Below are 26,503 nucleotides of genomic sequence, written 5' to 3' on the forward strand. Positions count from 1 at the left end.
ATTCTCACTGTTCAGTTAAGACTGTCTACTTTCTCCGCCGAGAGGACCCGCCCCTCATGTCCGCATCCCGTACCGCCCTGCTGGTCATGGACTTCCAGAACGGCATCGTGCAGCGCATCGCCGACGACTCCGTCGTGGCCGCGGCGGCCCGCGCGGTCGAGGCCGCCCGCGCCGCCGAGATTCCGGTGATCTTCGTACGGGTCGCCTTCCGGCCCGGCTATCCGGAGACCGCCGCCTCGAACCTCTCCTTCAGCGCCCTCAGCCAGGCAGGGGACGCCTTCACCCAGGACAACCCGGCCACCCAGGTGGTCGACGCGCTCGCCCCGCGCGCCGACGAGCCGGTGGCCGTCAAGCGCCGGGTCAGCGCTTTCACCGGCAGCGACCTGGAGGTCCTGCTGCGCGGCACCGGCGCGGACTCGCTCGTCCTCACCGGCCTGTCCACCAGCGGCGTCATCCTGTCCACCATCCGCCAGGCGGCCGACCTCGACTACCGCCTGACCGTCCTGTCCGACGCCTGCGCCGACAACGAGCCCGACGTCCACCGCATCCTCATCGAGAAGGTCTTCCCCAAGCAGGCCCAGGTCATGACCACCGACGAGTGGGTCACGTCCCTCTGAGCCGACGGCTGTTGCCCTACCCCGCGGCCTCACGCGCCGGTGCCCGGCCGCGCCGGAGGGTCGGTGTCCGGCGCCCGTGAAGCGCAGGTCACGGGAGAGGTCCGGCGTTCGCGGACACGCTCTAGACTGAGCGCTCGCGCGGTCGGCGCGCAGGCGCGGTCCGGAGGGAGAGCGGTGGTGGCGAGGGGCGGGGGCGACTTCGAGGAGTTGCCCGCTGAGGTGCTGACACAGGCCGCCGCGGCCTTCGGCCTGCTGGCCTCGCCCGCGCGGCTGCACCTGGTGTGGACGCTGATGCAGGGCGAGAGCGATGTGACCGCGCTCGCCGAGCGGGTCGGCGGCGCGCTGCCCGCGGTCAGCCAGCACCTGACGAAGCTCAAGCTCGCCGGCCTGGTGCGGTCGCGCCGTGAGGGACGGCACGTGGTGTACCTGGTGGACGACCCGGACGTGGAGACCATGGTGCGGTGGATGCTGCGGCAGCTCGCGGAACGCGGTGGGTACACGACAACGCCTGGGCGCGTCCGTGACCTGGGCGCCTGACAGCGGACCACGTCCCACCGCCTGGGCGGCGCCCGAGCCGGTCGACGGCCTGGAGCAGGGCGCGCCGCCCGGTCACCTCACCGCCCCCGACACGGCGGATCTGCCCACGCTGGAGTTCCTGCGCGTGGTCGGCAGCGGTCCGCGCGGGCTGCTGGAGTCGCAGGCCGACGACCGGCTCGCCCGGTACGGCGAGAACGTCCTTCCCGCGCTGCGCTCCGTCTCCTGGCCGCGCCGCTTCCTGCGCAGCCTGCGCGATCCCTTCACCACCGTGCTGTTCTGCCTCGCCCTGGTGTCGGCCGCCGTCGCCGCCTGGAACACCGCGTGCGTGATCATGGCGCTGGTCACGGTCAGCTGCGTGCTGCGCTCCAGCGGCGAGTACCGCGCCGACCAGTCGGCGTCGGCGCTGCGGGAACTGGTCGCCGCGACCGCGACCGTACGCCGTCGAGCGGATGCGAACAGCGCGCCGGAGACCCGCGAGATCCCCGTCGACCAACTGGTGCCCGGGGATGTCGTCCTGCTCGGCCCGGGGGATCTGGTCCCGGCCGATCTGCGGCTGCTGCGCGCCACCGGGCTCACCGTGCACCAGGCCGCGCTGACCGGGGAGTCCGCGCCCGTCGCCAAGTATCCGGTGGAGAGTCCCGCCCCGACGGGCGACGCGTCGCCCGCCTCCGACGAGGAGCCGGGGGACGGGGCGTCCGGCGACCGCCGGCACCGGCACGGTTCGTCGTCCGCGCAGGAGGCGCCGCACCTGTGCCTCCAGGGCAGCAGCGTCGCCTCGGGCAGCGCGACGGGGGTCGTGATGGCGACCGGCGAGCACACCCGGTTCGCGCGGGGCTTTCGCGGTACGTCGACGCGGCGGCGGGAGAGCGCCTTCGACCGTTCCGTGCACGGCATCTCCTGGTCGCTCATCCGGTTCATGCTGCTGACGCCGCCGCTGGTGCTCATGGCCGACGCGGGTCTGCGCGGGCGCGGTCTGGAGACGCTGCCGTTCGCGGTCGCGGTGGCGGTCGGCCTGACGCCGGAGATGCTGCCGGTCGTGGTGACCACGACGCTGGCCAGGGGGGCGTCCCTGCTCGCCCGTGGCAGCGACGTGATCGTCAAGCGGCTGCCCGCGCTGCACGACCTGGGCGCGATGGACGTCCTGTGCACGGACAAGACGGGCACCCTGACCCAGGACCGGCCCGTCGTCGCCTGCCATGTCGACGGCGAGGGGCACGACAGTCCCGACGTCCTGCACTGGGCGGCCGTCAACAGTCTGTGGACCCTCCAACTCGCCGAGCTGCCCTCGCCCGACGCGCTCGACGAGGCGCTGCTGGACGCGGCGGAGGAGCGCGGCGACGACCTCGACCACGACGCGGTGGCGGCGCTCCCCTTCGATCCCGTACGCCGCCTGGCCACGGTGGTGCTTCGGACACCGGGCAGTCCCGGCACGCACGCGCTGGTCGTGAAGGGCGCGGCGGAGGCGGTGATCGCCCGGTGCGTGCGGCAGCGCGTGGACGGCCGGGACACCGACCTGGACGACGAGGCCCGCGCGCGGCTGCTGTCCATGTGCGCGCAGCGGGCCGAGGGAGGTCTGCGGGTGCTCGCCGTGGCCGCGGCGGAGCGGCCCGCGAAGTCCGGCGCCTCGTCCGTCACGGCGTCGGACGAGTACGGGCTGACGTTCCTGGGCGTCGTCGGGCTGCGGGACGCGGCGGCGGACACCGCGGCCGACGCCCTGACGGCGCTCAGCGGGCGCGGTGTCACCGTGAAGGTGCTCACCGGCGACCATCCGGGCACCGCCGCGCGGGCCTGCGACGAGATCGGACTCGACCCCGGCCTGGTGGTCACCGGCGACACGATCGACGGCCTTGACGACGACGCTCTGGCCGAACTCGCCGAGACCACCACGGTCTTCGCCCGCTGCACCCCCGCACACAAGGCCCGCGTGGTGCGGGCGCTGCGCGCGGGCGGCCACGTCACCGGTTTCCTCGGCGACGGTGTCAACGACCTGCCCGCGCTGCACGCCGCCGACGTGGGGATCAGCCCGCGTGACGCCACCGCCGTGGCGCGCGAGGCGGCCGACGTGGTGCTCGCGGCGAAGGACCTCACCGCGATCTGCCACGCGATCGTCGCCGGGCGCCGCAGCAGCGGCAACATCGCCACCTATCTGCGGATCGCGCTGTCCTCGAATCTGGGCAACGTCATCGCGATGCTCACCGCCGGGCTGCTGCTGCCCTTCCTGCCGATGCTGCCGATGCAGGTCCTCGTGCAGAATCTCTGCTTCGACGGCGCGCAGCTCGCCTTCGCCTACGACCGGCCGCCGGCCGCCGACATGGCGCGGCCCTCGGCCCTCGAACCCCGCGCCATCCTGCGCTTCGTCACCGGTTTCGGCATCCTCAACGCCATCGCCGACATGGCGACCTTCGGCATCCTCGCCCTGTCCATCAGGGGATTCGGCACCAGCGCCAGCCAAGAGGCTTTCCAGTCGGGCTGGTTCACCGAGAATCTACTCACGCAGGCCCTGGTGATGCTGCTGCTGCGCACCGGCCGCACCGCCGCGGAGGGCCGCGCGCCCGGCCCGATCCGGCTGACCACCAGCGCGCTGGCGGCCATCGGCATCCTCGTCCCCCTCTCCCCCCTCGCCCCCGCCCTCGGCTTCACCGCGCTCCCGCTCTTCTATTACGCGCTGCTCGCCGCGGTCCTCATGTCGTACGGGACGGCGCTAGTGATGGCGAAGACGCGGTACGAGGCGCGGACCGCCGCCCGTCAGGGACTGGCGGCGTCGAAGCCGTAGCGCAAAGGGGTGTCCCCGGCGCGGGACGTGCGTCGATAGATGTGCAGCGCGTCCACCCGTACGCCCGTCGTGCCCGCTTCGTCGTCGAGGGGGCACGGACAGCTCACCTGCACCACTCGCGGCCGTCCGGCCACCCGTATCCGCACGCCGTCCGCCGGACCGCCGTCAAGGACCGCGGCTTCCCAGCCGTCGGCGCCGTTCCCTGCTCTCTCCATGCGCGACACTTTATCGATTACGCAATTGGGGAACTGTTGCGGGTGCGGACGTGGCGGGATTCAGGCGACGGGGGGTGGGACCGCCCCCAGGGGGGGTGGAAGGGGCGGCCCCGGCTCGGTGGACCTCAGACGTTGACGCCGAAGTCGGTGGCGATGCCCGCGAGACCGGAGGCGTACCCCTGGCCGATGGCGCGGAATTTCCACTCCGCGCCGTTGCGGTACAGCTCGCCGAAGACCATCGCCGTCTCGGTGGAGGCGTCCTCGGTCAGGTCGTAGCGGGCGAGCTCGCGCCCGTCGGCCTGATTGACGATACGGATGAACGCGTTGCGGACCTGGCCGAAGCTCTGGCCGCGCTTCTCGGCCTCGTAGATCGACACGGGAAAGACCACCTTGTCGACCTGGAGCGGGACCGTCGCGAGGCTCACCCTGATCTGCTCGTCGTCCCCGTCACCGCCGCCGGTCAGATTGTCGCCGCTGTGCGTGACGGAGCCGTCCGGGCTCTCCAGATTGTTGAAGAACACGAAGTGCCGGTCGCTCAGCACCTTCCCGCCCGCGTCGCACAGCAGCGCGGACGCGTCCAGGTCGTAGTCGGAACCCGTCGTGGTCCGTACGTCCCACCCCAGGCCGACCGTGACGGCCGTCAGTCCGGGGGCTTCCTTGCTGAGAGAGACATTGCCGCCCTTGGACAGAGTCACACCCACGAGCCCTCTCCACCTTCCCGCTTGTTTTCGCGTCCTCTACTGAGAAGAACGAGGATCCGCGCGACGCGGTTCCTTGATTGCGCAATCTTTGAAGTGCTCACAGGTCCAGGCCCGGACCTGCGGCGGAGGTCGGTACCCCCTCGCGACGCGGCGGACGCGCGTGTCGCGGGGCGAGTCCGTACGGTGGCACCGTGCGGTGACGGAAGGCGGCGGGACAGTGGCGGTGGACAAGCCCCGGAAGCGGTGGCCCTGGGTCGTCCTGGCGACCCTGGTGGTCGCCGGATGGGCCGCGGGCGGCCGTGGGCACAGTCCCGACGCCGCCGACCGGTCGGCGGCCGGCGGCTCCGCCCGGCCGAGCAGCAGCGCGCCGAGCACGTCCGCCGAACCCTCGGCCTCCGCGAGCGACGGTCTCGGGCAGTACGCGCCGCAGGTCAAGCGGTACGCGGCCCGCGCCGGGATCGACCCGCAGGTGCTGATGGCGATCCTCTACAACGAGGACTACAAGCCGCACGACCCGGCCTTCCAACGGGCCTGGCAGAAGCTCAAGCCGGACGCCGCCTTCGGGATCGCGAACATGCACAAGGCCACCTTCGACGAGACCAGGCGGGGCCGCGACTTCGCCGGCCGCGACTGGGACGAGCTGCCCGACGACACCGGCTTGGCCATCGAGTCGGCGGCCTGGTATCTGCACGACCTGGCCGCCCAGCTCCCCGCCCACCGCTCCACCTCACTGACGGTGAATCAGCTGATCGCGCTCGGCTACAACACCGGCGCGGGCAACATGCTGGCCTTCGCCCGAGGCGTCACTCCCGGGTCACAAGCCCAGTCCTATCTCGACCAGTTGACCTCGAACTGGGCCGCCGCGGGACGGGACGTGCGCGGCTCCGGCTGACCGCGCGGCGGACGCCGAGTGCCCGATGCCTCATGCCTGATGGCTGATGCCTCATGGCTGGTGCCTCATGCCTTGTGCCGGACTCCGGGTGTCGCGGCTCAGGACACCGGAGGCGTGGCGGGCGCGGTCGCCCGCGACGACCAGGCCGACCACAGCTCGGCGTACCGGCCGCCCGCGGCGACCAGTTCGTCGTGCGGGCCCTCCTCGACGATGCGGCCGTCGTCCATCACCACGACCCGGTCCGCGCTGGCGGCCTGCGTGAGCCGGTGCGCCACCACCAACGCCGTGCGTCCGGCGAGCACTTCGCGCGCGGCGGCCTCCAGCGTGCGGGCGCCCTCGCTGCCCGCCTCGGCCGCCGACTCGTCCAGCACGGCGATCGGCGGATCGGCCAACGCCAGCCGGGCCAGCGCCAGTTGCTGGGACTGCACGGCGGTGAGCGCCATGCCGCCCGACCCGACCCGCGTCGCCGTCTCCTGGGGCAGCGCGCGGACCCACGCCAGGGCGCCCGCCACGTCGAGAGCCGCTGTGAGCGCCGCCTCGTCCGCGTCCGGCCGGGCCAGCAGCAGATTGTCGGCGACCGTACCGGCGAAGACGTGGGTGTCCTGGTCGAGCAGCAGCACGGCGGGCCGCCCCGCCCGCCCGGTGGCCCCGACCGACACGTGACCCGACGTCGGCGGATGGACGCCCGCGACGATCCTCGCCAGGGTGCTCTTGCCCGCGCCGGTCGTGCCGACCAGCGTCACCTGCTCGCCGGGGGCCAGCCGCAGCGAGACGCCGTGCAGCACGGGCCGTCCCGGCAGGTAGGCGTGGTGGATGTCCCGCGCGTCGAGGAGATACGCCGGGCCCTGTGCGGCGTCGGCGGCGGGCCCCCGCGGCGCGGGTACGGGCGTCACGCCCGGCTCGGCGGCGGACTCCGGTGCGAGGTCGGCCGCTCCGACCAGCCGGGCGAGTCCCGCCGCCGCCTCCTGCGCGGTCGCCGCGAGCCCCAGCAGCACGTTGACGGGGTCGAAGAGCCGGACGAACAGCAGCGCGGCGGCGGTGGCCTCGCCGACGCCCGCGTGGCCGGTGTGCACCAGCCAGTAGCCGGTGCACAGGATCAGCCCGAGGCCGGTGAACTCGGCCGCGTTGAGGCGGCCGTAGAAGCGCGAGCGCAGGGTGACCGCGCGCAGGGCGTAGCCCATCGCGGCGGCCGAGCGGTCCGCGACGCGCTTGGTGTGCCGTTCGGTGAGCCGGAAGGCCCGTACGGTCTCGACGCCCGACACCGATTCGAGAATCTGCCGGGTCCGCTCGCCGCCCGCGACGCGCTGGGCCGCGTAGAGGGGACCCGAGTGGCGCAAGTACCAGCGCATGGTGGCTGTCTGGATCGGCATGGCGCACAGCCCCGCCAGGGCGAACCGCCAGTCGAGGGCGGTCAGTCCGATGACGGTGAAGCCGATGGTCAGCGCGGCGCCCGCGACACTGGGCAGCACGCCGCGCAGCGCGCCCGCCACCAGGGAGGCGTCGTCGCCGATCCGCGCGGCGAGGTCACCCGCGCCGACCTGTTCGACGCGCTGCGCAGGCAGGGCGAAGGCGCTCTCGATGACGCGTTCGCGCAGCCGGGCCAGGGCGGTCTCGCCGACCCGCGCGGTCAGCCGCAGGCCCATCGCGGTCAGTACGGCCTGGGCCAGCACCGCGGCCAGCAGCACACCCGCGGCCACGTAGACCGGTCCCTCGCCGCGCCGCTGCTGCACCACGTCCACGATCCGGCCGAGCGCCAGCGGCCCGACCAGGCCGACCAGTGCCTCGGCGACGAAGACCGCGGCGGTCAGGAGGGCGAACGCCCTTTGCGGGCGGACGAGTTCGAGCACCGCGCGGCCGGTTCTCGCCGGGGTCGCGACGGGCAGCAGGTCGGCGACGGTGGTCGCTTCCCCGGTCCGCTCGGTCTGCGCGCTCATGCGAACACCGCCGCCCGGTAGGCCGGTTCGGCCGCTGTGAGGTCGGCGTGCCGCGCGCTGGCCACCACCGCGCCTTCGGTGATCAGGACGGTACGCGCGCAGGCCGCGAGCAGCGCGGGGGACGTGGTCACGATCAGTGTCGTACGGCCCGCCCGCTCGTCGGTGACCGTGCGGGCGATCCTGGCCTCGGTGACCGAGTCGATCGCGGTGGTCGGGTCGTCGAGCACGAGGATCGGCGGGTCGGCCGCCAACGCCCTTGCGAGGGCGACGCGTTGGCGCTGGCCGCCGGAGAGGAAGGCGCCGCGCTCGCCGACGCGGGTGTCCCCCGCGGCGGGCAGCAGGCCGTCGGGGGCGGGCCGGGGAGGGGTTCCCTCGGGGCCGGAGCCGAGGTTGTCGAGGATCGTGCCGTCGAAGAGGAACGGGTGGTGCGGTGCGACGAGGACGCGTTCGCGTATCGCGGCCCCGGTGAGGTCGGTGGCCGCCGTGCCGTCCAGCAGGACGGCGCCGCTCTCGGGCTCCGCCTGTCCGCGCAGGCACGCCATCAGGTCGGCGACGGCGGCCGGGTCCGGCACGACCAGCCCCACGTGCTCCCCGGCCGCGACGCTCAGTTCGACCCCGCGCAGCCGCCCGTAGGTGAGGGCGCGCAGTTCGAGCGCGCCACGCGGGTTCGCAGGGGAGTCGGCCTCCGGGGCGTCCTTGGCCGCGGCGGGAGCGCCGGGCGCGCCCGCCGTGTCGAGCACCGCCGTGACGCGTCCTGCGGAGGCGCGGGCGCGGGCGAGGTCGGGGCCGACGGCGATGAGGCCCTGGGTCGGCCCGAGCAGGAACTGGCACAGGCCGGTGCAGGCGATGAGGTCGCCGAGGCTGATCCGGCCCTGGAGGGCGAGCCGCCCGCCGACCAGGGCGACCGCGGTGACCAGGACTCCGCCGAGCAGCACGGCGGCGGCGTCCATCAGCGCCTCGAAGCGGGCGGCGGAGATCGTGGCGCGCAGGCTGGTCCGGTTGGCCTCGACGTAGCGGGCGTACGCGGGGCCCTCCGCGCGCAGGCCCTTGAGGACCCGCAGTCCCGCGACGAAGTCGACCGCGGTGCCCGACGCGCGGGCGGCGGCTGCCTGTTCCGCCGCGCCGCGGCGCTCCAGGGGTCGGCCGAGCAGATGCACCGCGACGAGGACGGCGGGCGTGCCGAGCAGCACCAGCAGGCCGAGCGTGACGGACATGCGCAGCAGCAGGGCCGCGCCGAGGACGAGCGCGAACACGCACGCGATCGCCTGGACGACGGACGTGGTGAATCTGCCGACGTTCTGCGCGTCCGAGACGGCGACCGACATCAGGTCGCCGGGCATCCGGTCCCGTACGGCCGTCCCGTCCGGCGCGAGCATCCGGTCGGTGAGCCGTACGCGGACGGCGTGCGCGGAGCGTTCGGCGGCGGCGACGGTGGCGCGGGAGCCGAAGCGGAAGCACAGCGACAGTGCGAGGAAGTCGGCGGCCAGCACGGCGAGCCAGGCCGCCAGCTCCCGGCCGGAGCCGCCGTCCACCGCCCGGTCGATGACGACGCCGACCACCACCGGCACCAGCGCCTCACCGGCCAGATGTCCGCTGCGCAGCAGCACCGCGGCGGTGAGGCTGCCGCGTACGTGGAGCGCCGCGGCGCGCAGCGGGCCGGGGTCGGCGGCGGGGGTGACGGCGGCGGTGGGCGGTGTCTGGGGCATGGCGAGGTGTGCGCTCTTTCCAGGCCCGCGGGGACCTTGGCCGGTGGGTGGTGCGTCGTGCGTACGGCCGCCGGACGGTGGTACGTGCGGCGGCCACCGCGAGGTTACGGGTCGGTCCGGGCTGTCGTAAATGAGCTACGCTGCTGACTTATGTCGCTGAACAGCCATGCCGTCGCCGAGGGTTCGACGCCGCCCGCCCGCGCCGAGGCGCTGCGCGTCGTGAACTTCGACATGGCGCGCGGCCAGCGCTTCGGCGAGCACGAGCACGACGTGCACCAGCTCGTGTGGGCGCCGACCGGTGTCCTGGCCGTGGACATCGGCGCGCACTCGTGGGTGCTGCCGCCGACCTTGGCGCTGTGGATACCGGCGTGGGTGCCGCACACGACGAGCGCGAGCCGCACCGCCCGGATGCGCAGTGTGTACGTGCATCCCGAGAGCTGCCCGCTGGCGTGGTCGCAGCCGACGGTGGTGGCGGTGGGGCCGCTGCTGCGCGAGCTGATCACGCACCTGGCGGACCCGGATCTGGAGCCGGAGCCGAGGGCGCGGGCGGAGGCGGTGATGTTCGACCTGCTGCGGCCGGTGGGGGTGACGACGATCGACCTCCCGATGCCGGTGGACGGCCGGGCCCGCAAGGTGGCCGAGGCGCTGCTGGCGCTGCCCGCCGACCACCGGCCGCTGGAGGACTGGGGGCGCGAGGTCGGGGCCAGCGCCCGTACGCTCGCGCGGCTGTTCAGCTCCGAGACCGGGATGTCGTTCGGCCGCTGGCGCACCAGGGCACGGCTGCGCGCCGGGCTGGAGCACATGGCGGGCAACCGGCCGCTGGCGGCGGTGGCGCTCCAGGTCGGGTACTCCACGCCCAGTTCGTTCATCGCGGCCTTCCGCCAGGAGACCGGCCGCACACCGGGCGCGTACTTCTCCGCTTCGCCCCGCTGAGACCGGTCCCGCGGCAGCGCCGTCACAGCGAGGTCAGCGCCTTCTCGAAGTCGTCGAGCACGCCGAGCGCGTCCTCGTAGCCGCCGGGCAGGAAGTAGTCGCTGCCGTAGAGGTGGTGGGCCTTGGCGGCGGCGAGCTGCTTGAAGGACTTCTGGGCGAAGAGCTTGGGCCCGAGGTTGGCGGGCTTCCCGTCGTTGGTCGTGTAGTAGAAGATCGCGTCCGCGTCGGAGAGCTTGGCGGTGATCAACTCGTAGGAGACGGGCTGCTGTTCGGCCAGCCGCTGGGTGGCGGTGGCGAACTGCGCGCCCGCCTCCTTGAGGATGCCGCCGATCGGCGACCCCACGCCGTACAGCCACCACTGGCCCTCGTCGAATCCGCCCTGGAGCAGATCCCAGTGGACGCGGCCGAGGACGTCCGCGTGCTTCTGTTTGATCTCGGCGACGCGCTGGGCGTAGCGGCCCTTGAGCTTGTCGAGAGCGGTCGGTACGCCGAGGACCGCCGCCGTCTGGTCGGACATGTCCCGCCAGGGCGCCTTGGACTTGGAGAAGGGCAGCAGGACGGTCGGCGCGAGCTCGCTGAGCTGGCTGTACGGCAGGTTGGCCTGGACGTCGATGCCGATGATCAGGTCGGGGCGCAGGGCTGCGACCTTCTCCACCTCGATGGCGCCGCCGACGCCGTTGGAGACCTTGGGGATCTTTCTCCAGCGCTCCAGGTCGCGCTGCGGGACGTACTCCTCCCCCGCGTTGAACAGGCCCGCGGGGGTCAGGCCGAGGTCGAAGATCGCGGACATCGGGAAGTCGTTGATCGCGACGACGCGCTGGGGCTTGTCCGGGATCTCCAGCGGGCCCTTGGCGGAGTCGACGGTACGGGTCGCCTTTCCGCCGCTCTTGCCGCCGCCCTTGGTTCCGGCCGAAGCGCTGTCCGAGGAGCCGGATCCGCCGGATCCGCAGGCGGCGAGGCCGAGGAGCGCGGCGCCCGCCGCGCCCGCGCCGAGCAGGGTGCGGCGGGTCGGACGCGCGAGGCGCGACGAGGAGGGGCCGGGCGGCAGGGACGACATGAGGACCTCCGAGCAGAACTTAGGTTTACCTAACTTTGGTTACCCTAAGCGCGGCTTTCCGGGGTGGATTCTGGCCTCGGCCAGTCGGTGTCGGCAGAAGGTCACCCGCGGCCTCCGGCCGCTCCCGCCGCCGTACGGACGCGATCTCGCCAACTCCCCCGCGCGGCACGGAATTCCGCACTCCGGTGCGACGACGGAACGGCCGCACGGAGCATCGGCCCGATCGGACAGGACCGCTCAGGAGTGTCCGTTCGGCGACACAAGATGTCTTCCTACGGCCTGTCCGCCGCCGCCGGGCGGCTCGATTCCCCCCAAGGGGCGGCAGAACGACCGCACGGCTTAAGTTAGCCTGCCCTTACTTTCCGCCCGGGTGAGTCCGCCGAGGAGTTGGCCCATGAACGTCTTGCGAGCCCGCAGCGGGCCCGCCCCGGTACCGGCCGACGGGACGCCTCCCGTCCCGGCCGCGACCGGCTCCCCCGCGAGCGCGCACGGTTCACCCCGCCGTGATCGTACGGCCGCGCTCGGCGCCGGACTGATCGTCGCCGCGGTCGTGCTCGCCCTCGCGGTCGGCGCGAGCCTGGCGATCGGCGCCAAGTCCGTCCCCCTGGGCACGGTCCTGGACACCGTCTTCCACCACGACTCCGGCAACGACGACCAGACCGTCGTCACCTCGCTGCGGCTGCCGCGTACGGTCGTCGGTCTGATGGCCGGTGCGGCGCTGGGCCTGGCGGGGACGGTGATGCAGGGTCTGACCCGCAACCCGCTGGCCGATCCCGGCCTGCTGGGCGTCAACGCCGGGGCCTCGCTCGCCGTCGTCACCGCGATCAGCGTCTTCGGGATCACCTCCTTCACCGGCTACGTGTGGTTCGGCTTCGTGGGCGCCGCGGCGGCGGCCCTGCTGGTCTACTCGGTCGGCTCGCTCGGCCGGGAGGGCGCGACACCGGTCAAGCTGGCGCTGTCGGGCGCCGCCGTCAGCGCGGGGCTGACCTCCCTCACCACCGCTGTCCTGCTCACCGACACCGCGACGTTCGACCGGTTCCGGTTCTGGGAGGTCGGCTCGCTGGCCGGGCGCGATCTCCCGGTGGCCTACCAGGCGGGACCGTTCCTCCTGGTCGGCGCGGTGTGCGCGCTGGGATCGGGACGGCTGCTCAACACCCTGAGCCTCGGCGACGACACCGCCCGCGGGCTCGGCGCGAACATCGCCGCCGCCCGGATCTTCTGCGCGGTGTCCGTGGTGCTGCTGTGCGGCGCCGCGACCGCGCTCGCCGGTCCCATCGGCTTCGTCGGGCTGACCGTTCCGCACGTCGTCCGCTCCTTCACCGGCCCCGACCACCGCTGGATCCTGCCGTACTCGCTGTTCATCGCCCCGGCTCTGCTGCTGGTCTCCGACGTCCTCGGCCGCATCGTGGCCAGGCCCGGCGAGATCCAGGTCGGCATCGTCACCGCGGTGCTCGGTGCGCCGGTGCTCATCGTGCTGGTCCGGCGCGGAAGGCAGGCGGGGCTCTAGTGAGACCGACCTCCGGCCCGCAGACGTCCGTGCCGCCCGGACCGCGGACCCCCGGACCGCCGACCGGCCGCGCCGGATCGGACAGCGCCGTTGCGGACGCCGCCACTTCGGACAGGGCCATAGCGGGCAGCGCCGCTTCGGACCGCACGATCTCGACGACGGTGCCTGCCGACACCCTGCGCGCGATGCGGGCCGCGCGGCGCCGGCCGAGGGCGCGTACCAGCGCCGTCGCACTCGTCCTCGTGCTGTGCGCCGTCGCTCTGCTGTGCGCCTCGCTGTGCGTCGGCAGCTACTCCGTCCCGCTGTCCGACGTGCTGCGCTCGCTGGCCGGGCGGGGCGACGCGGCCACCGACTTCATCGTGTTGAAGGTGCGGCTGCCGCGGGCCGTCACCGCGGTCGCGGCGGGCGCCGCGTTCGGCCTGTCGGGCGCGGTGTTCCAGACGCTGATCCGCAATCCGCTGGCCAGCCCCGACGTCATCGGGATCACCTCCGGGGCGAGCGCGGCGGCCGTGGTGGCGATCGTCGTGTTCGGGCTCGGCGGCGCGACGGTGTCGGGACTCGCCGTGGCGGGCGCGCTGGCCACCGCGCTGGCGATCTATCTGCTGGCCTGGCGGCGCGGGGTGACCGGCTACCGGCTCGTGCTGGTCGGCATCGGCGTGGCCGCGGGGCTCTCCAGCATCGTGTCCTTCCTGCTGACCAGGGCCGACATCTACACCGCGCAGCAGGCACTGCTCTGGCTCACCGGCAGCCTCAACGGCGCGGACTGGCCGCTCGCCCGCGCCCTGTTGCTGTGCCTGCTGCCGCTGCTGCCCGCGGTCTGTCTGGCGGTGCGTTCGCTGCCGGTGCTCGGGCTCGGCGACGACAGCGCGACCGGCCTCGGGGTACGCGTCGAGCGCAGCCGCCTGGTGCTGATCGGCCTCGCGGTCTGTCTGGCCGCGGTCGCCACGGCGGCGACCGGGCCGGTCGCCTTCGTCGCCTTTCTCTCCGGTCCCGTCGCCCGCCGTCTGGTGCACGGCCGGGGTCCCGCGCTGACACTGTCCGCGCTGACCGGCGCGGTCATCATGCTCGGCTGCGACTTCGCCGGGCAGCACCTGCTGGGCCCGACCGAATTCCCGGTCGGTGTGATCACCGGGGTGCTCGGCGCCCCGGGTCTGCTGTGGCTGCTGGCCCGGGCCAACCGGGTCGGGCAGGGAGGATGAGGACACCGCGATGACGGACACGACAGAGCAGGGCGCGCCCGCGCGGCCGGCCGCCGCGACGGACGGCGTATCCGGCGCGGCGGAGGCGTACGGCAGCCGGGGCGACACGTACGGGAAGCGGGAGGCCGAGACGAACGGGAAGAGGGCGGTCGACACGCGGGCCGAGACGTACGGAAAGGGCGCGGTGGACGCGCCCAGCACGCTCGCCGCCCGTGACCTGCGACTCGGCTACGACCAGCGGCCCGTGGTCACCGGCATCACCGCCGACATCCCCGCCGGGCGGGTGACGATGATCGTCGGCCCCAACGCCTGCGGCAAGTCCACCCTGCTGCGCGGCCTCGCCCGGCTGCTCGCGCCGACCTCGGGCGAGGTCCTGCTCGACGGACAGGACATCCACCGCCTGCCCACCCGTCAGGTCGCCGCCCGGCTCGGCATCCTTCCACAGACCCCGGTCGCGCCGGACGGCATCCGCGTCATCGACCTGGTCGGGCGCGGACGCTACCCGCACCAGGGCTGGTTCCGGCGCTGGACGGCCACCGACGACGAGGCCGTCGCCGAGGCCCTGACCGCCACCGACACCCTCGACCTGGCCGAGCGCTCGGTGGACGAACTGTCCGGCGGCCAGCGGCAGCGCGTGTGGATCGCCGTCGCCCTCGCCCAGCGCACGGGCGTCCTGCTCCTCGACGAGCCGACCACGTATCTCGACCTCCCCCACCAGGTCGAGGTCCTCGACCTGGTCACCGACCTCAACCGGCAGCGCGGCGCCACCGTCGTCACGGTCCTCCACGACCTCAACCTCGCCTGCCGGTACGGCGATCACCTCATCGCGATGAAGGACGGCCGGATCGCCGCGGAGGGCCCGCCCTCGGAGGTCGTCACCGAGGACACCGTCCGCGACATCTTCGGCATGGAGTGCCGCATCGTCACCGACGAGGTCTCGCGGACCCCGCTGATCCTCCCAATAGGCCGCCACCGCATACACCGGCCGACCGCGACCGACTGACCTCGACCGGCTGACGTACGCGGGCCGGAGCTTCTGGCGGGACAGGCCCTAGCGGCGGGGCGCGGCGGTCGGCGTACGGGCGGGCGCCACGGGGATGACCGGCGGTACGGGTGACAGCCGTGCCGCGGGCGGGAGCGGCGCGTGCTGCGGGGACGCCCGGAACGCCTGGATCGCGAAGGCGGCGAAGCGCCGGGAGGCCGCGACGCGGGCCGCGGGTGACGGCGCGTGGATGCCGCTGTTGGCCATGAGGACGAGGATCAGGTCGTCCAGCACGAAGTCGGGGCGCAGGCGGCCGGTGGACTTGGCGCGGGCGGCCAGTTCCGCGACCGCCTTCAGCGCGTACTCGCGGCCCGCGTCGAAGTCGACGGCGCGCGGGAACGTCGACATGAAGGCCGCGGTGAAGCCGCGGTCGCGGGCGTGCAGCTCGCAGATCCTCTCGATCACCAGGCAGAGGCCGCGCCAGGGATCCGGGTCGGCGAGCCCTTCGTCCACGATGTCGTGGCAGGCCCGCAACTGACCGGTGAACGCCTCGGTGACCAGCGTCTCCTTGGTCGGGAAGCGGCGGTAGAGGGTGGCGGGGCCGACTCCGGCGCGCCGGGCGATCTCCCGCATCGGCACATTCAGCCCCTCGGTCGCGAACACCTCGCGGGCCGCTTCGAGGATGCGCTCGCGGTTGTCGAGGGCGTCGGAGCGCAGGGTGTGAGGCAATTCGTCGGTCACGCTCTCACTTTAGCCAAACGGACGGCGGCGTCCGTTACCGTCCGAAGCACCAGGTCCGCGGGCCGCCGGGTTCCGGACGGGCGCGGACCACGAGGGCCGGGACCGGCCGTGGACCAGCGCAGGGAGCAGACGGTGAAGGCAGTCGCGATCGAGACGTTCGGCGGCCCCGAGGGCATGGCGGTCGTCGACCTCCCCGCCCCGGCGCCCGCCGCCGGGCAGGTGCTGATCGGCGTCGAGGCGAGCGGTGTCGGCGGCGTGGACGCCGTGATCCGCAGGGGGACGCTGGCCTCGTACGGCTTCAAGGAGGGGCACATCCTCGGCAGCGAGGCGGCCGGTACGGTGACCGCGGTCGGCGACGGCGTCGACACGTCGTGGATCGGGCGGCGCGTGTGGGCGTTCACCGGGCTCAGCGGCGGTTACGCCGAGCAGGCGGCCGTCCCGGTCGAGGCGGTCCTCGCGCTGCCCGACGGGCTGTCGGCGGTGGACGCGGTGACGCTCGGCAACTCGGGCCCGGTGGCCCATTTCGCGCTGGCCCACGCCCGCTTCGCCCCCGGCGAGTCGGTGCTGGTGCGCGGCGCGGCGGGCAGCATCGGGATCATGACGGTCCATCTGGCGTCCCGCGCGGGCGCCGCCGCGGTGGCGGTCACGACATCGTCGGCCGCGCGGGGCGAGCGGCTGCGCGCACTCGGCGCGACGCGTGTGCTGGACCGCTCGGGCGACACCATGGGCAGCGGTTCCGGCGCCGACGACACTCCCGACGACGCTCCGGGGGGATACGACGTCATCATCGACATCGTCGCGGGCGCGGACCTGCCGTCCTTCTTCGGCCGGCTCCGGCCGAACGGCCGCATGGTGGCCGTGGGCGTGGTCGGCGGCCCGCCGCCCGCCGACTTCGGCATGACGATGATCGCGGCCTTCCAGAAGTCCCTCTCGTTCGCCACCTTCAGCACCGACACCGTGGCCGCGGCGGATCTGACCGCCGTGCGTACCGCGCAGTTCGCCGCCGCGAGCCGCGGTGAGCTGCCTCTCGCGGTGCACGAGGTGCTGCCGCTGGAGCAGGCCGCGCTGGCGCACCGGAAGATGGACGCGGGCGAGGTGTTCGGCCGGATCGTCCTGACGCCGTAACCCGAACCGCCGTCCGGAGCTGGGCAGTCGCTCGCGGCGCGGGCTCCCCAGGCCGCCCGTCCCGCTACGCGCTCATCGGTTGATGCGCTGATCCGCCCAACCGGGCGTGGGAGAGCCGGTTCCGCGCCGCCGCCGTGGCCAGTGGCAGGATCTCCTCATGCAGCATATTTCGTTCGCTCTGCCGCTTTTCGATCCCGGCGCGGGCCAAGGGGCCAGGCAGTTCGCCGAGTTGGGCCTCGCCCTGCTGCTGTCCACCCTGATCGGCGCCGAGCGCGCCACGCAGCAGAAGAGCGCGGGACTGCGCACCCACACCCTCGTCGGTGTCGGCAGCGCGCTGTTCATGGAGGTGTCCCAGCACGGGTTCAACGCCGTGCTGGGCATGCAGGCCGTCTCGTTCGACCCGTCGCGGGTGGCCGCCCAGATCGTCTCGGGCATCGGCTTCATCGGCGGCGGCCTGATCTTCGTACGGCGTGACGCCGTCCGCGGCCTCACCACCGCGGCGACAGTCTGGCTCACCTGCGCGGTCGGCATGGCCTGCGGCGGCGGTCTCCCGCTGCTGGCCATAGGAGTCACCCTCGCGCACTTCCTGGTCGTCCAGGGCTACCCGTGGCTCACCCGCCGGGTCCCGGTCCTCGCCACCCCCGAGCGCACCCGCATCCACCTCGCGTACCGGATCGGCACCGGCGTCCTCACCCGCGTCCTCGAATACACCGCCACCCAGGGCTTCCGCGTCGTCCAGGTCCGCGTCGACCGCGCCGCCCAGCACCCCGACGACGAGAACTGGCACCCCACCGAGGGCGGCACCGCCCTGGTCGCGGTCGACGTCGAGGGCACCGGCAGCCCCGAACACCTGGTCGCGGGCCTGTCCGAGTTCGAGGAGCTGCTGAGCGTCTCGTCGGTCGCCGACAAATCCGACGACTGACCGGGGACGCGCCCTCGTCCCTGCCCCGACAGCGTGGCGCCCGGCGCCCGTGGACGGTGCCGCCGGGCCGAGTCCCCGAGCTGAGCCATGGGGCCCACCTCACTGGCCCGCGCCACTGACCTCGCCCCTGACCTCGCCCCTGACCTGCGTCGTTGACAATAGGCAGGCAGATACCTGCATAATGGAGAGGTGAGCCCAGAACCGAGCGAGATGGACCCGGTCTTCAAAGCACTGGCCGACCCGACCAGGCGACTCCTGCTGGACCGGCTGCGGGAACAGAACGGTCAGACGCTGCGTGAGCTGTGCGAGCGTCTCGGCATGGCCCGCCAATCGGTGACGCAGCATCTCGACCTGCTCGGGCAGGCCAATCTCGTGACCGTGGTGCGCCGTGGGCGGGAGCGGCTGCATTACCTGAATCCGGCACCCATCCACGACATCGAGGAACGCTGGATCTCGGGGTTCGACAAGCCCCGGCTGCGGGCCCTGAGCGCCATCAAGAACCTGGCAGAGGAGTACGCCATGACCGACGAATCCGTATCCGTACCGACCTATGTCTACGTCACCTACATCCGGGCGACGCCCGAGCAGGTGTGGCGTGCCCTCACCGACGCCGATCTGACCGCGCGGTACTGGGGACACGCCAACGTCTCGGACTGGCGGCCGGGCTCGGCCTGGGAGCACCGCCGCGCCGACGGCTCGGGCGCCGTGGACGCCGTCGGCCAGGTGCGGGAGGCCGAGCCGCCGACGCGCCTGGTCCTCACCTTCGAGGACTCCGTCGGCAAGGAGCCGCCGCGCGAGCCGTCGGAGGTCACCTTCCTCGTCGAGCCGCACCAGGACATCGTGCGGCTGACCGTGACCCACGAGAAGCTGGCCAATACGGACATGTTCAACGGCATCTCGCGGGGCTGGCCCGCCGTGCTGGCCAACCTCAAGTCGCTGCTCGAAACCGGTGAGGTGCTGCCGCAGGCGCCCTGGGAGATGTCCCCCACCGCCCGCGCCTGAGCACACCGGGCGCGGGGCCCCGGCCACCGGGCCTCGGGCCCCGGCGGGAAAGGGCCGGTCGCGAGGGCGGCGCGGGACCGGTCAGGAATGGAGAAGCGAATCCCGGCGCCCGCCCGTAGCGTGAATCGCATGGACGCCGAGCCCCCGAACGTCAGGGGACCTCGGCACGGAAACACCGGGTCCATGCGGCCCGCGACCACAGGAGCGATCATGACCGGCACCACCACCCAGGGCATCAAGACCGTGCTGCACCCCGTGTCCGACCTGCCGAAGGCGAAGGCGGTGTACGCGGCGCTGCTCGGCATCGAGCCGCAGACCGACGAGTCGTACTACGTGGGCTTCGAGACCGGGGACCAGCACATCGGGCTGGTGCCGGGCGGCGGCCCGCAGGGTCTGACGTCCCCGGTGGTGTACTGGGAGGTGTCGGACATCGAGGCGAAGCTGGCCGAGCTGACCGCCGCGGGCGCCACCGTGAAGGACGCGGCGTCGGACGTGGGCGGCGGCCGGCTGGTGGCCACCGTCACCGACCCCGACGGCAATGTCCTCGGTATCCTCCAGGACCGATGACCGCCGACCCGCGCGAGTCCGGCCACGCGCCGGGTGACGACGCCCGCCGGTCGACCTGACGTCATGGAGAGACGATGAGCACGGCGAAGAAGACGGCCAGGCCGACAGCCGCGGCAACCACCAAGACCGCCAGGACCGCCAAAACCGCCAAGCCTGCGAGGACCGCCGCACCCGCCGGCGCGGACGAGGCCGCCGAAAGCGCCGGGACGACCCGGCCGTCCGCGGTGCGTCCGGCCGACAGCCACGACCTGATCCGTGTGCACGGCGCGCGGGTGAACAATCTGAAAGACGTCAGCATCGAGATCCCCAAGCGCCGTCTGACGGTGTTCACGGGGGTCTCCGGTTCCGGCAAGAGCTCGCTGGTGTTCAGCACGATCGCCGCCGAGTCGCAGCGGCTGATCAATGAGACCTACAGCGCCTTCGTGCAGGGCTTCATGCCGACCACGGCACGCCCCGACGTCGACGTGCTGGACGGGCTGACCACGGTGATCACCGTCGACCAGCAGCGGATGGGCGCCGACCCGCGGTCGACGGTCGGCACCGCCACCGACGCGAACGCGATGCTGCGGATCCTCTTCAGCCGCCTCGGCAAGCCCCACATCGGCCCGCCCGGCGCGTACGCGTTCAACGTCCCCTCGGTCAGCGCGAGCGGCGCGATCACCGTGGAGCGCGGCTCGAAGACGGCGGTGAAGGCGACCTTCCACCGGACCGGCGGCATGTGCACGCGCTGCGAGGGCCGGGGCACGGTCTCCGACATCGACCTCGCACAGCTCTACGACGACACGAAGTCGCTCTCCGAAGGCGCCATCACCATCCCCGGCTACGGCTCGGACGGCTGGAACATGCGGCTGTACAAGGAGTCCGGCTTCGTCGACCCGGACAAGCCGATCCGCAAGTACACCAAGAGGGAGCTGCACGACTTCCTGCACCGCGAGCCGACGCGGATGAAGATCGCGGGCATCAACATGACGTACGAGGGGCTGATCCCCCGGATCCAGAAGTCGATGCTCTCCAAGGACAAGGAGGCGATGCAGCCGCACATCCGGGCGTTCGTGGAGCGGGCGGTCGCCTTCGCCACCTGCCCCGAGTGCGACGGCACCCGGCTCAGCGAGGGCGCCAGGTCCTCGAAGATCAAGCGGATCAGCATCGCCGACGCCTGCGCGATGCAGATCAGTGACCTGGCCGAGTGGGTCCGCGAGCTGAAGGAGCCCTCGGTCGCCCCGCTGCTGACCGCGCTGCTCCGGACCCTCGACTCGTTCGTGGAGATCGGCCTCGGCTATCTCGCGCTCGACCGGCCCGCGGGCACGCTGTCCGGCGGCGAGGCGCAGCGCGTGAAGATGATCCGGCACCTCGGGTCGGCGCTCACCGACATCACGTACGTCTTCGACGAGCCGACCGCCGGTCTGCACCCGCACGACATCCAGCGGATGAACGACCTGCTGCTGCGGCTGCGGGACAAGGGCAACACGGTGCTCGTCGTGGAGCACAAGCCGGAGACGATCGCCATCGCCGACCATGTGGTCGACCTGGGGCCCGGCGCCGGTACGGCGGGCGGCGCGGTCTGCTTCGAGGGCGGCCTCGACGGGCTGCGGACCAGCGGCACCCTCACCGGGCGGCACTTCGACGACCGGTCCTCGCTCAAGAAGACGGTCCGCGAACCGGCCGGCGCGCTGGAGATCCGCGGCGCGACCACGAACAATCTGCGCGGTGTCGACGTCGATGTCCCCCTCGGTGTGCTGGTCGTCGTGACCGGTGTCGCGGGCTCCGGCAAGAGCTCGCTCATCCACGGCTCGCTGGTCAAGGGCGCGCAGGTCAAGGGCGCCGACGGTACGGCGGTGGTGTCGATCGACCAGGGCGCGATCCGCGGCTCGCGGCGCTCCAACCCGGCGACGTACACCGGGCTGCTCGACCCGATCCGCAAGGCGTTCGCGAAGGCCAACGGGGTGAAGCCCGCGCTGTTCAGCGCCAACTCCGAGGGCGCGTGCCCGACGTGCAACGGCGCGGGCGTCGTCTACACCGACCTGGGGATGATGGCCGGGGTCGCGACCACGTGCGAGGAGTGCGAGGGGAAGCGGTTCGAGGCGTCGGTGCTCGACTACCGCTTCGGCGGGCGCGACATCAGCGAGGTGCTGGCGATGTCGGTGGCCGAGGCCGAGGAGTTCTTCGGCGGCGGCGAGGCGCACACCCCCGCGGCGCACGCCGTCCTGCGGCGCCTGGCCGATGTGGGCCTGGGCTATCTGGGCATCGGCCAGCCGCTCACCACGCTGTCCGGTGGCGAGCGGCAGCGGCTGAAGCTGGCCACGCACATGTCGGACAAGGGCGGTGTGTATGTGCTGGACGAACCGACCACCGGCCTGCACCTCGCCGATGTGGAGCAACTGCTGGGCCTGCTCGACAGGTTGGTCGACTCCGGCAAGTCCGTCGTCGTCATCGAGCACCATCAGGCGGTGATGGCGCACGCCGACTGGATCATCGACCTGGGCCCCGGCGCGGGTCACCACGGCGGCCGGGTCGTCTTCGAGGGCACCCCCGCCGACCTGGTCGCGGACGCCTCGACCCTCACCGGGGAACACCTCGCGGCGTACGTCGGCGCCTGACGTACCCGTCGCGGGCACCCGACCTTGCGGTGCTTTCACGCCAACGGCGGCCAGGCGCACCGCGATTGGCTGGGGACATGCTCAACACCCGCGATCGAGGCCCGACTCAGCGCCCTTCGCCGGAGAAGGTCTCGCCGAGGATGTCGAAGGCCGAGCCCAGCAGGGCCGGCAGATCCGCGTCCTCGTCCTTGAGCCACTGCTCGTAGGCCGACAGCGAGGCGGCCAGCGCCGCCCAGGCGATCACCTGCGGCCGCATGTCGTCCTCGTCCACCCCGAGCCTGCGGGCGGCGTACTCGGCGATGGCCTGCCGCCAGGTGGCGTACCGCAGCGTGGAGTGCGCGACCAGCGTCGGCACGTTCAGCAGCAGGGACATCCGCAGCCGGTGGTCCTGGACGACGCTGGCCGGAAAGCGGTTGAACTCCACGATGGCGCCGCGCAGCGCCTCGGCCAGCGCCATGTCCGGCGGGGTGCGCTGGAGGTAGCGGCGCATCCGTTCCACCAGGGCGTCGAAGTCACCCCAGGGCACGTCGTTCTTGGACGGGAAGTAGCGGAAGAACGTCCGGCGGCCGATGCCGCAGGCGGCGGCGATGTCGTCCACCGTCGTCTCGGCGAAGCCGCGCTCGGCGAACAGCTCCAGCGCCACATGGCTCAGCTCGTCCACCGTCGTGGAGGGCTGACGCCCCATGCGAGTGCTGGTCGACGGCGGTTTCGGAGCGTCGGCTGGGGACCTCACGGATTTTCCTTCTTCCATTTGGCACCGGGTGCCATTAGTCTGAACATTATTGAAGGCACGGCGGACGACAACAACCCCGCCTGCGACCATCGCCCGACTGAGGAGCCATGGTATGGAAGAGCTTCAGCTCAAGGAGCCCGGCGAGCCGCGTGCCGCCGACGAGGATGTCACCGCGGATTCCGTGATCGAGGCCGACGACCTGGTCGAAGAGGTCTCGATCGACGGCATGTGCGGCGTCTACTGAGCCGCCCCGCCATGAGCGGCACGGACCGTCCGGTGAACGCCCCGGACCCGGCGCCCGGCATGGATCTCGACCGCCCCTGGGATCTGCACCCGCAGGTCTCGGTCCGGCCGGAACCGTTCGGCGCCCTGCTGTACCACTTCGGAACGCGCAAACTCTCGTTCCTCAAGGACCGGCGACTGCTGTCGGTCGTCCAGTCCCTCAAGGACTCCCCCACGGCACGGGCCGCCTGCTCGGCGGCCGGGGTCACCGAAGCCGACGTGCCGCGGTACGGCCGCGCCCTCGCGACCCTCGCCAGGTCGTCGATGGTGGTGGAAAGGACCCCGTGAGCCCCATGACCACGACGACCACGGACGCCCCCGCCCGCGCTCCCGGCGCCGAACGGCTGGTGGACCTGTTCGAGTACGGACTCGACGCGCCCATCTGCCTGACCTGGGAACTGACCTACGCCTGCAATCTGTCCTGCACGCACTGCCTGTCCAGCTCCGGCCGCCGCGATCCGCGCGAACTCACCACGGCCGAGGCCGAGGCGGTGATCGACGAGCTGGAACGCATGCAGGTCTTCTACGTCAACATCGGCGGCGGCGAGCCCACGGTCCGCCCCGACTTCTGGCAGTTGGTCGACTACGCCACCGCCCACCACGTGGGCGTGAAGTTCTCCACCAACGGCGTCCGGATCACCCCGGAGGTCGCGGCCCGGCTGGCCGAGAACTCCTACGTCGACGTGCAGATCTCCCTCGACGGCGCGACCGCCGAGGTCAACGACGCGGTCCGCGGCCCCGGTTCGTACGACACCGCGCTGCGCGCCATGGCGAATCTGTCCGCCGCCGGGATGAAGAACTTCAAGCTGTCCGTGGTGTGCACCCGGCACAACATCCCCCAGATGGACGAGTTCAAGGCCATCGCCGACCGGTACGGGGCCCAGCTCCGGCTGACCCGGCTGCGCCCGTCCGGGCGCGGCGCCGACGTCTGGGACGAGCTGCACCCGACGCGTGACCAGCAGCGCGAGCTGTACGACTGGCTGGTGGCGCACGGCGACAGCGTGCTGACCGGTGACTCCTTCTTCCACCTGTCCGCCTACGGGCAGGCGCTGCCCGGCCTGAATCTGTGCGGCGCCGGACGCGTGGTGTGCCTCATCGACCCGGTCGGGGACGTCTACGCCTGCCCGTTCGCGATCCACGAGGAGTTCCTGGCCGGGAACATCCGGCAACCCGGCGGCTTCACCGGCGTATGGCGCGAGTCCGAGCTGTTCCGCGGCCTGCGCGAGCCCCAGTCGGGCGGCGCCTGCGCCTCCTGCCAGTTCTTCGACACCTGCAAGGGCGGGTGCATGGCGGCCAAGTTCTTCACCGGCCTGCCGCTGGACGGGCCGGACCCGGAGTGCGTGCAGGGCTACGGCGAGGAACTGCTCGCGAACCGTACGCAGCACACACCCGTCCCGAAGTCGTCCGTCGACCACTCACACCGTACTTCCCCCGCACCGCGCCGGGGACCGGTCCCGCTGACCCTCACCCGTCGTGAGGATCTGGACCGGCCGCCCGTCAGCGACTGCGCGGAGGATCCGCTCGCCGGTTTCCGTCCGGTCTGAGCACTCCGGGACCGCCCCACCGGCCCGGCCGCCGGTTCCGGTCACGGAACCCGGCCACCGTATCGATTCCGCACACCTCGGGGACATCACTCACAGTAATCAACCCGTAACGAAAGGTGCACGCAATGGGGCGTGTAGAAGGAAAGGTCGCATTCATCACCGGAGCCGCGCGCGGTCAGGGCCGCAGCCACGCGGTGCGGCTGGCGCAGGAGGGCGCGGACATCATCGCGGTGGACATCTGCGAGGACGTGCCGAGCGCCGGTTACCCGGGCGCCACCGACGAGGACCTGGCCGAGACCGTACGGCAGGTGGAGAAGCTGGACCGCCGGATCGTGGCCACGAAGGCGGACGTCCGTGACTTCGGGGCGCTGAAGGCCGCCGTGGACGACGGTGTGGCGCAGCTCGGACGGCTCGACATCGTCGCGGCGAACGCCGGGATCGGCGTCATACCCGACACCCTCGACGTACTGGACGCCCAGCGCTGGCGCGATGTCATCGACATCAATCTGACGGGCGTGTGGAAGACCGCGAAGGCGGCGATCCCGCACCTCAAGGCGGGCGGGCGCGGCGGCTCGATCATCCTGACCAGCTCGGAGGCGGGCCTGCGCGCGTATCCGCACGCGGGTCACTACGTGGCCGCCAAGCACGGCGTCGTCGGCCTGATGCGCACGCTCGCGCTGGAGTTGGCCCCGGACAGCATCCGGGTCAACAGCATCCATCCGACCCAGGTCGACACGGCCATGATCCAGAACGAGATGACCTACAAGCTGTTCCGTCCCGACCTGGAGCACCCGACCGCGGAGGACTTCGCCGAGGTCTCGCGGTCGGTCATCGCGCTGCCCATCCCGTGGGTGGAGCCGGTGGACATCTCCAACGCCCTGCTGTGGCTGGCCTCGGACGAGGGCCGGTACGTCACCGGGGTCACGCTGCCCGTCGACGGCGGCAACTTCCTCAAGTAGGGCCGCGAGCCAGGCGGTTCGCGGCAGAACGCGACACGGCTCACGGGGATCAGCGGGGGTTCACGGGGGTTCGCAGAACGACAGCGTCATCGAAAGAGAAAGAGGTGAACACGCGATGGGGCGTGTAGAGGGAAAGGTCGCACTCGTCACCGGGGCCGCCCGTGGTCAGGGCCGCAGCCACGCGATACGCCTGGCGCAGGAGGGCGCGGACATCATCGCCGTCGACGTCGTGTCGCAGATCGACTCGGTGCCGTACCCGATGGCGACGCCCGACGACCTCGCGGAGACCGTACGCGAGGTGGAGAAGCTGGACCGGCGGATCGTCGCCGCACAGGCGGACGTCCGTGACTTCGAGGCGCTGAAGGCAGCCGTGGACACCGGGGTCGCGCAGCTCGGACGGCTCGACATCGTCTCGGCGAACGCGGGCATCTTCAGCTTCGGCACCATGTCGGAGCTGGACGAGCAGGTGTTCCAGGACATGATCGACGTCAATCTCACCGGTGTGTGGCACACCGCGAAGGCGGCGATCCCGCACATCAAGGCGGGTGGCAACGGCGGTTCGATCGTGCTGACCAGCTCGACGGCCGGACTGATGGCGATGGAGAACATCGGGCACTACGTCGCCGCCAAGCACGGTGTCGTCGGCCTGATGCGCACGCTGGCGCTGGAGTTGGCCCCGGACAGCATCCGGGTCAACAGCGTGCACCCCACGTCGGTCGACACCCCGATGATCCAGAATTCGGCGACGTACGAGCTGTTCGCGTCCGACCTGCCGGTGGCCGAGCGGACCAAGGAGAATCTCGGCCCGCGCTTCGGTTCGATGAACGCGCTGCCGATCCCGTGGGTCGAGCCGGTCGACATCTCCAACGCGGTGCTGTGGCTGGCCTCGGACGAGGCGCGGTACGTCACCGGCGTCACCCTGCCGATCGACGCGGGCCAGACGGCCAAATAGCGGGTCTGTCAGCCACGTCGAGCGTA

At 72.3% G+C, this 26,503-nt stretch carries 25 protein-coding genes; 18 read left to right on the plus strand and 7 right to left on the minus strand.

The annotated features are described in order from the left end of the window. Positions 1-56: 56 nt before the first annotated feature. The 3 genes from ACIQCJ_RS18210 to mgtA all read left to right on the plus strand — a co-directional run bounded on the left by ACIQCJ_RS18210 (position 57) and on the right by mgtA (position 3,927). Positions 57-617 carry a cysteine hydrolase family protein gene (locus ACIQCJ_RS18210; protein WP_402711895.1) on the plus strand — a complete coding sequence of 187 codons (561 nt, stop codon included), beginning with the start codon at positions 57-59 and terminating at the stop codon, positions 615-617. Positions 618-794: 177 nt separating this feature from the next. After that, the gene (locus ACIQCJ_RS18215; RefSeq protein ID WP_391161906.1) at positions 795-1,154 is read left to right on the plus strand and encodes a metalloregulator ArsR/SmtB family transcription factor; all 360 of its coding nucleotides are present in this window, start codon (positions 795-797) and stop codon (positions 1,152-1,154) included. Then, positions 1,138-3,927 carry a magnesium-translocating P-type ATPase gene (mgtA, locus tag ACIQCJ_RS18220; RefSeq protein WP_402711896.1) on the plus strand — a complete coding sequence of 930 codons (2,790 nt, stop codon included), beginning with the start codon at positions 1,138-1,140 and terminating at the stop codon, positions 3,925-3,927. The genes ACIQCJ_RS18215 and mgtA overlap by 17 nt, the downstream gene beginning before the upstream one ends. On the opposite strand, the gene ACIQCJ_RS18225 is transcribed toward mgtA, so the two are convergent. Both ACIQCJ_RS18225 and ACIQCJ_RS18230 read right to left on the minus strand, forming a co-directional pair. Further along, positions 3,900-4,142, minus strand: a complete 243-nt coding sequence (locus tag ACIQCJ_RS18225) for a hypothetical protein (RefSeq protein ID WP_355340909.1) — start codon at positions 4,140-4,142, stop codon at positions 3,900-3,902. The genes mgtA and ACIQCJ_RS18225 overlap by 28 nt on opposite strands. Before the next feature lie 125 nt (positions 4,143-4,267). Further along, the gene (locus ACIQCJ_RS18230) at positions 4,268-4,843 is read right to left on the minus strand and encodes a TerD family protein (RefSeq protein ID WP_391044947.1); all 576 of its coding nucleotides are present in this window, start codon (positions 4,841-4,843) and stop codon (positions 4,268-4,270) included. Between the two features lie 217 nt (positions 4,844-5,060). On the opposite strand from ACIQCJ_RS18230, the gene ACIQCJ_RS18235 reads away from it, so the two are divergent. After that, on the plus strand, positions 5,061-5,735 hold the full coding sequence (locus tag ACIQCJ_RS18235; protein WP_402712131.1) for a lytic transglycosylase domain-containing protein: 675 nt from the start codon (positions 5,061-5,063) through the stop codon (positions 5,733-5,735). Between the two features lie 98 nt (positions 5,736-5,833). On the opposite strand, the gene ACIQCJ_RS18240 is transcribed toward ACIQCJ_RS18235, so the two are convergent. After that, positions 5,834-7,669, minus strand: coding sequence for an ABC transporter ATP-binding protein (locus ACIQCJ_RS18240; RefSeq protein ID WP_402711897.1), 1,836 nt, complete (start codon positions 7,667-7,669; stop codon positions 5,834-5,836). Next, positions 7,666-9,375 carry an ABC transporter transmembrane domain-containing protein gene (locus ACIQCJ_RS18245; RefSeq protein ID WP_402711898.1) on the minus strand — a complete coding sequence of 570 codons (1,710 nt, stop codon included), beginning with the start codon at positions 9,373-9,375 and terminating at the stop codon, positions 7,666-7,668. The genes ACIQCJ_RS18240 and ACIQCJ_RS18245 overlap by 4 nt, the downstream gene beginning before the upstream one ends. 150 nt (positions 9,376-9,525) lie before the next feature. Between ACIQCJ_RS18245 and ACIQCJ_RS18250 the strand changes: the two genes are divergently transcribed. Beyond that, a complete protein-coding gene (locus ACIQCJ_RS18250; RefSeq protein WP_355340924.1) occupies positions 9,526-10,308 on the plus strand; it encodes a helix-turn-helix transcriptional regulator in 783 nt (260 codons plus the stop codon). A 22-nt stretch (positions 10,309-10,330) separates the two neighbouring features. On the opposite strand, the gene ACIQCJ_RS18255 is transcribed toward ACIQCJ_RS18250, so the two are convergent. Beyond that, positions 10,331-11,365 (minus strand): ABC transporter substrate-binding protein, encoded by a 1,035-nt coding sequence (locus ACIQCJ_RS18255; protein ID WP_401853756.1) that lies wholly within the window; start codon positions 11,363-11,365, stop codon positions 10,331-10,333. Between the two features lie 394 nt (positions 11,366-11,759). Here ACIQCJ_RS18255 and ACIQCJ_RS18260 point away from each other — a divergent pair, with 394 nt between their 5' ends. The 3 genes from ACIQCJ_RS18260 (at position 11,760) to ACIQCJ_RS18270 (ending at position 15,074) form a co-directional block, all read left to right on the plus strand. Beyond that, positions 11,760-12,872, plus strand: a complete 1,113-nt coding sequence (locus ACIQCJ_RS18260; RefSeq protein ID WP_402711899.1) for a FecCD family ABC transporter permease — start codon at positions 11,760-11,762, stop codon at positions 12,870-12,872. A 161-nt stretch (positions 12,873-13,033) separates the two neighbouring features. Continuing rightward, positions 13,034-14,071, plus strand: coding sequence for a FecCD family ABC transporter permease (locus ACIQCJ_RS18265; protein ID WP_402711900.1), 1,038 nt, complete (start codon positions 13,034-13,036; stop codon positions 14,069-14,071). Between the two features lie 184 nt (positions 14,072-14,255). Further along, entirely contained in the window at positions 14,256-15,074 is an 819-nt protein-coding gene (locus tag ACIQCJ_RS18270) for an ABC transporter ATP-binding protein (RefSeq protein WP_402712132.1), read from the plus strand. Positions 15,075-15,122: 48 nt separating this feature from the next. On the opposite strand, the gene ACIQCJ_RS18275 is transcribed toward ACIQCJ_RS18270, so the two are convergent. Continuing rightward, the gene (locus ACIQCJ_RS18275) at positions 15,123-15,794 is read right to left on the minus strand and encodes a TetR/AcrR family transcriptional regulator (RefSeq protein ID WP_402711901.1); all 672 of its coding nucleotides are present in this window, start codon (positions 15,792-15,794) and stop codon (positions 15,123-15,125) included. A 132-nt stretch (positions 15,795-15,926) separates the two neighbouring features. Here ACIQCJ_RS18275 and ACIQCJ_RS18280 point away from each other — a divergent pair, with 132 nt between their 5' ends. From ACIQCJ_RS18280 to ACIQCJ_RS18300, 5 genes are all read left to right on the plus strand, one after another. After that, a complete protein-coding gene (locus ACIQCJ_RS18280) occupies positions 15,927-16,919 on the plus strand; it encodes a zinc-binding dehydrogenase (protein ID WP_402711902.1) in 993 nt (330 codons plus the stop codon). Positions 16,920-17,076: 157 nt separating this feature from the next. Further along, positions 17,077-17,841, plus strand: coding sequence for an MgtC/SapB family protein (locus tag ACIQCJ_RS18285; protein WP_402711903.1), 765 nt, complete (start codon positions 17,077-17,079; stop codon positions 17,839-17,841). A gap of 210 nt (positions 17,842-18,051) precedes the next feature. After that, positions 18,052-18,843 (plus strand): metalloregulator ArsR/SmtB family transcription factor, encoded by a 792-nt coding sequence (locus ACIQCJ_RS18290; protein WP_355341338.1) that lies wholly within the window; start codon positions 18,052-18,054, stop codon positions 18,841-18,843. Positions 18,844-19,053: 210 nt separating this feature from the next. Further along, entirely contained in the window at positions 19,054-19,410 is a 357-nt protein-coding gene (locus ACIQCJ_RS18295; protein WP_355340944.1) for a VOC family protein, read from the plus strand. Positions 19,411-19,484: 74 nt separating this feature from the next. After that, positions 19,485-22,007, plus strand: a complete 2,523-nt coding sequence (locus tag ACIQCJ_RS18300; protein WP_402711904.1) for an ATP-binding cassette domain-containing protein — start codon at positions 19,485-19,487, stop codon at positions 22,005-22,007. Between the two features lie 106 nt (positions 22,008-22,113). Here the strand turns inward: ACIQCJ_RS18300 and mftR are convergent, their stop codons facing one another. Then, on the minus strand, positions 22,114-22,692 hold the full coding sequence (gene mftR, locus ACIQCJ_RS18305; protein WP_355340949.1) for a mycofactocin system transcriptional regulator: 579 nt from the start codon (positions 22,690-22,692) through the stop codon (positions 22,114-22,116). Between the two features lie 160 nt (positions 22,693-22,852). Here mftR and mftA point away from each other — a divergent pair, with 160 nt between their 5' ends. From mftA to ACIQCJ_RS18330, 5 genes are all read left to right on the plus strand, one after another. After that, a complete protein-coding gene (gene mftA, locus ACIQCJ_RS18310; protein WP_188281158.1) occupies positions 22,853-22,984 on the plus strand; it encodes a mycofactocin precursor MftA in 132 nt (43 codons plus the stop codon). A gap of 11 nt (positions 22,985-22,995) precedes the next feature. After that, the gene (gene mftB, locus ACIQCJ_RS18315; RefSeq protein WP_391044977.1) at positions 22,996-23,310 is read left to right on the plus strand and encodes a mycofactocin biosynthesis chaperone MftB; all 315 of its coding nucleotides are present in this window, start codon (positions 22,996-22,998) and stop codon (positions 23,308-23,310) included. Between the two features lie 5 nt (positions 23,311-23,315). After that, the gene (gene mftC / locus ACIQCJ_RS18320; protein WP_402711905.1) at positions 23,316-24,566 is read left to right on the plus strand and encodes a mycofactocin radical SAM maturase; all 1,251 of its coding nucleotides are present in this window, start codon (positions 23,316-23,318) and stop codon (positions 24,564-24,566) included. A 125-nt stretch (positions 24,567-24,691) separates the two neighbouring features. Further along, the gene (locus ACIQCJ_RS18325) at positions 24,692-25,525 is read left to right on the plus strand and encodes a mycofactocin-coupled SDR family oxidoreductase (protein ID WP_355340958.1); all 834 of its coding nucleotides are present in this window, start codon (positions 24,692-24,694) and stop codon (positions 25,523-25,525) included. A 115-nt stretch (positions 25,526-25,640) separates the two neighbouring features. Further along, the gene (locus ACIQCJ_RS18330; RefSeq protein WP_401312733.1) at positions 25,641-26,477 is read left to right on the plus strand and encodes a mycofactocin-coupled SDR family oxidoreductase; all 837 of its coding nucleotides are present in this window, start codon (positions 25,641-25,643) and stop codon (positions 26,475-26,477) included. Positions 26,478-26,503: the final 26 nt, after the last annotated feature.

This window comes from Streptomyces sp. NPDC093221, from assembly GCF_044753885.1.
Taxonomy (GTDB): Bacteria; Actinomycetota; Actinomycetes; order Streptomycetales; family Streptomycetaceae; genus Actinacidiphila.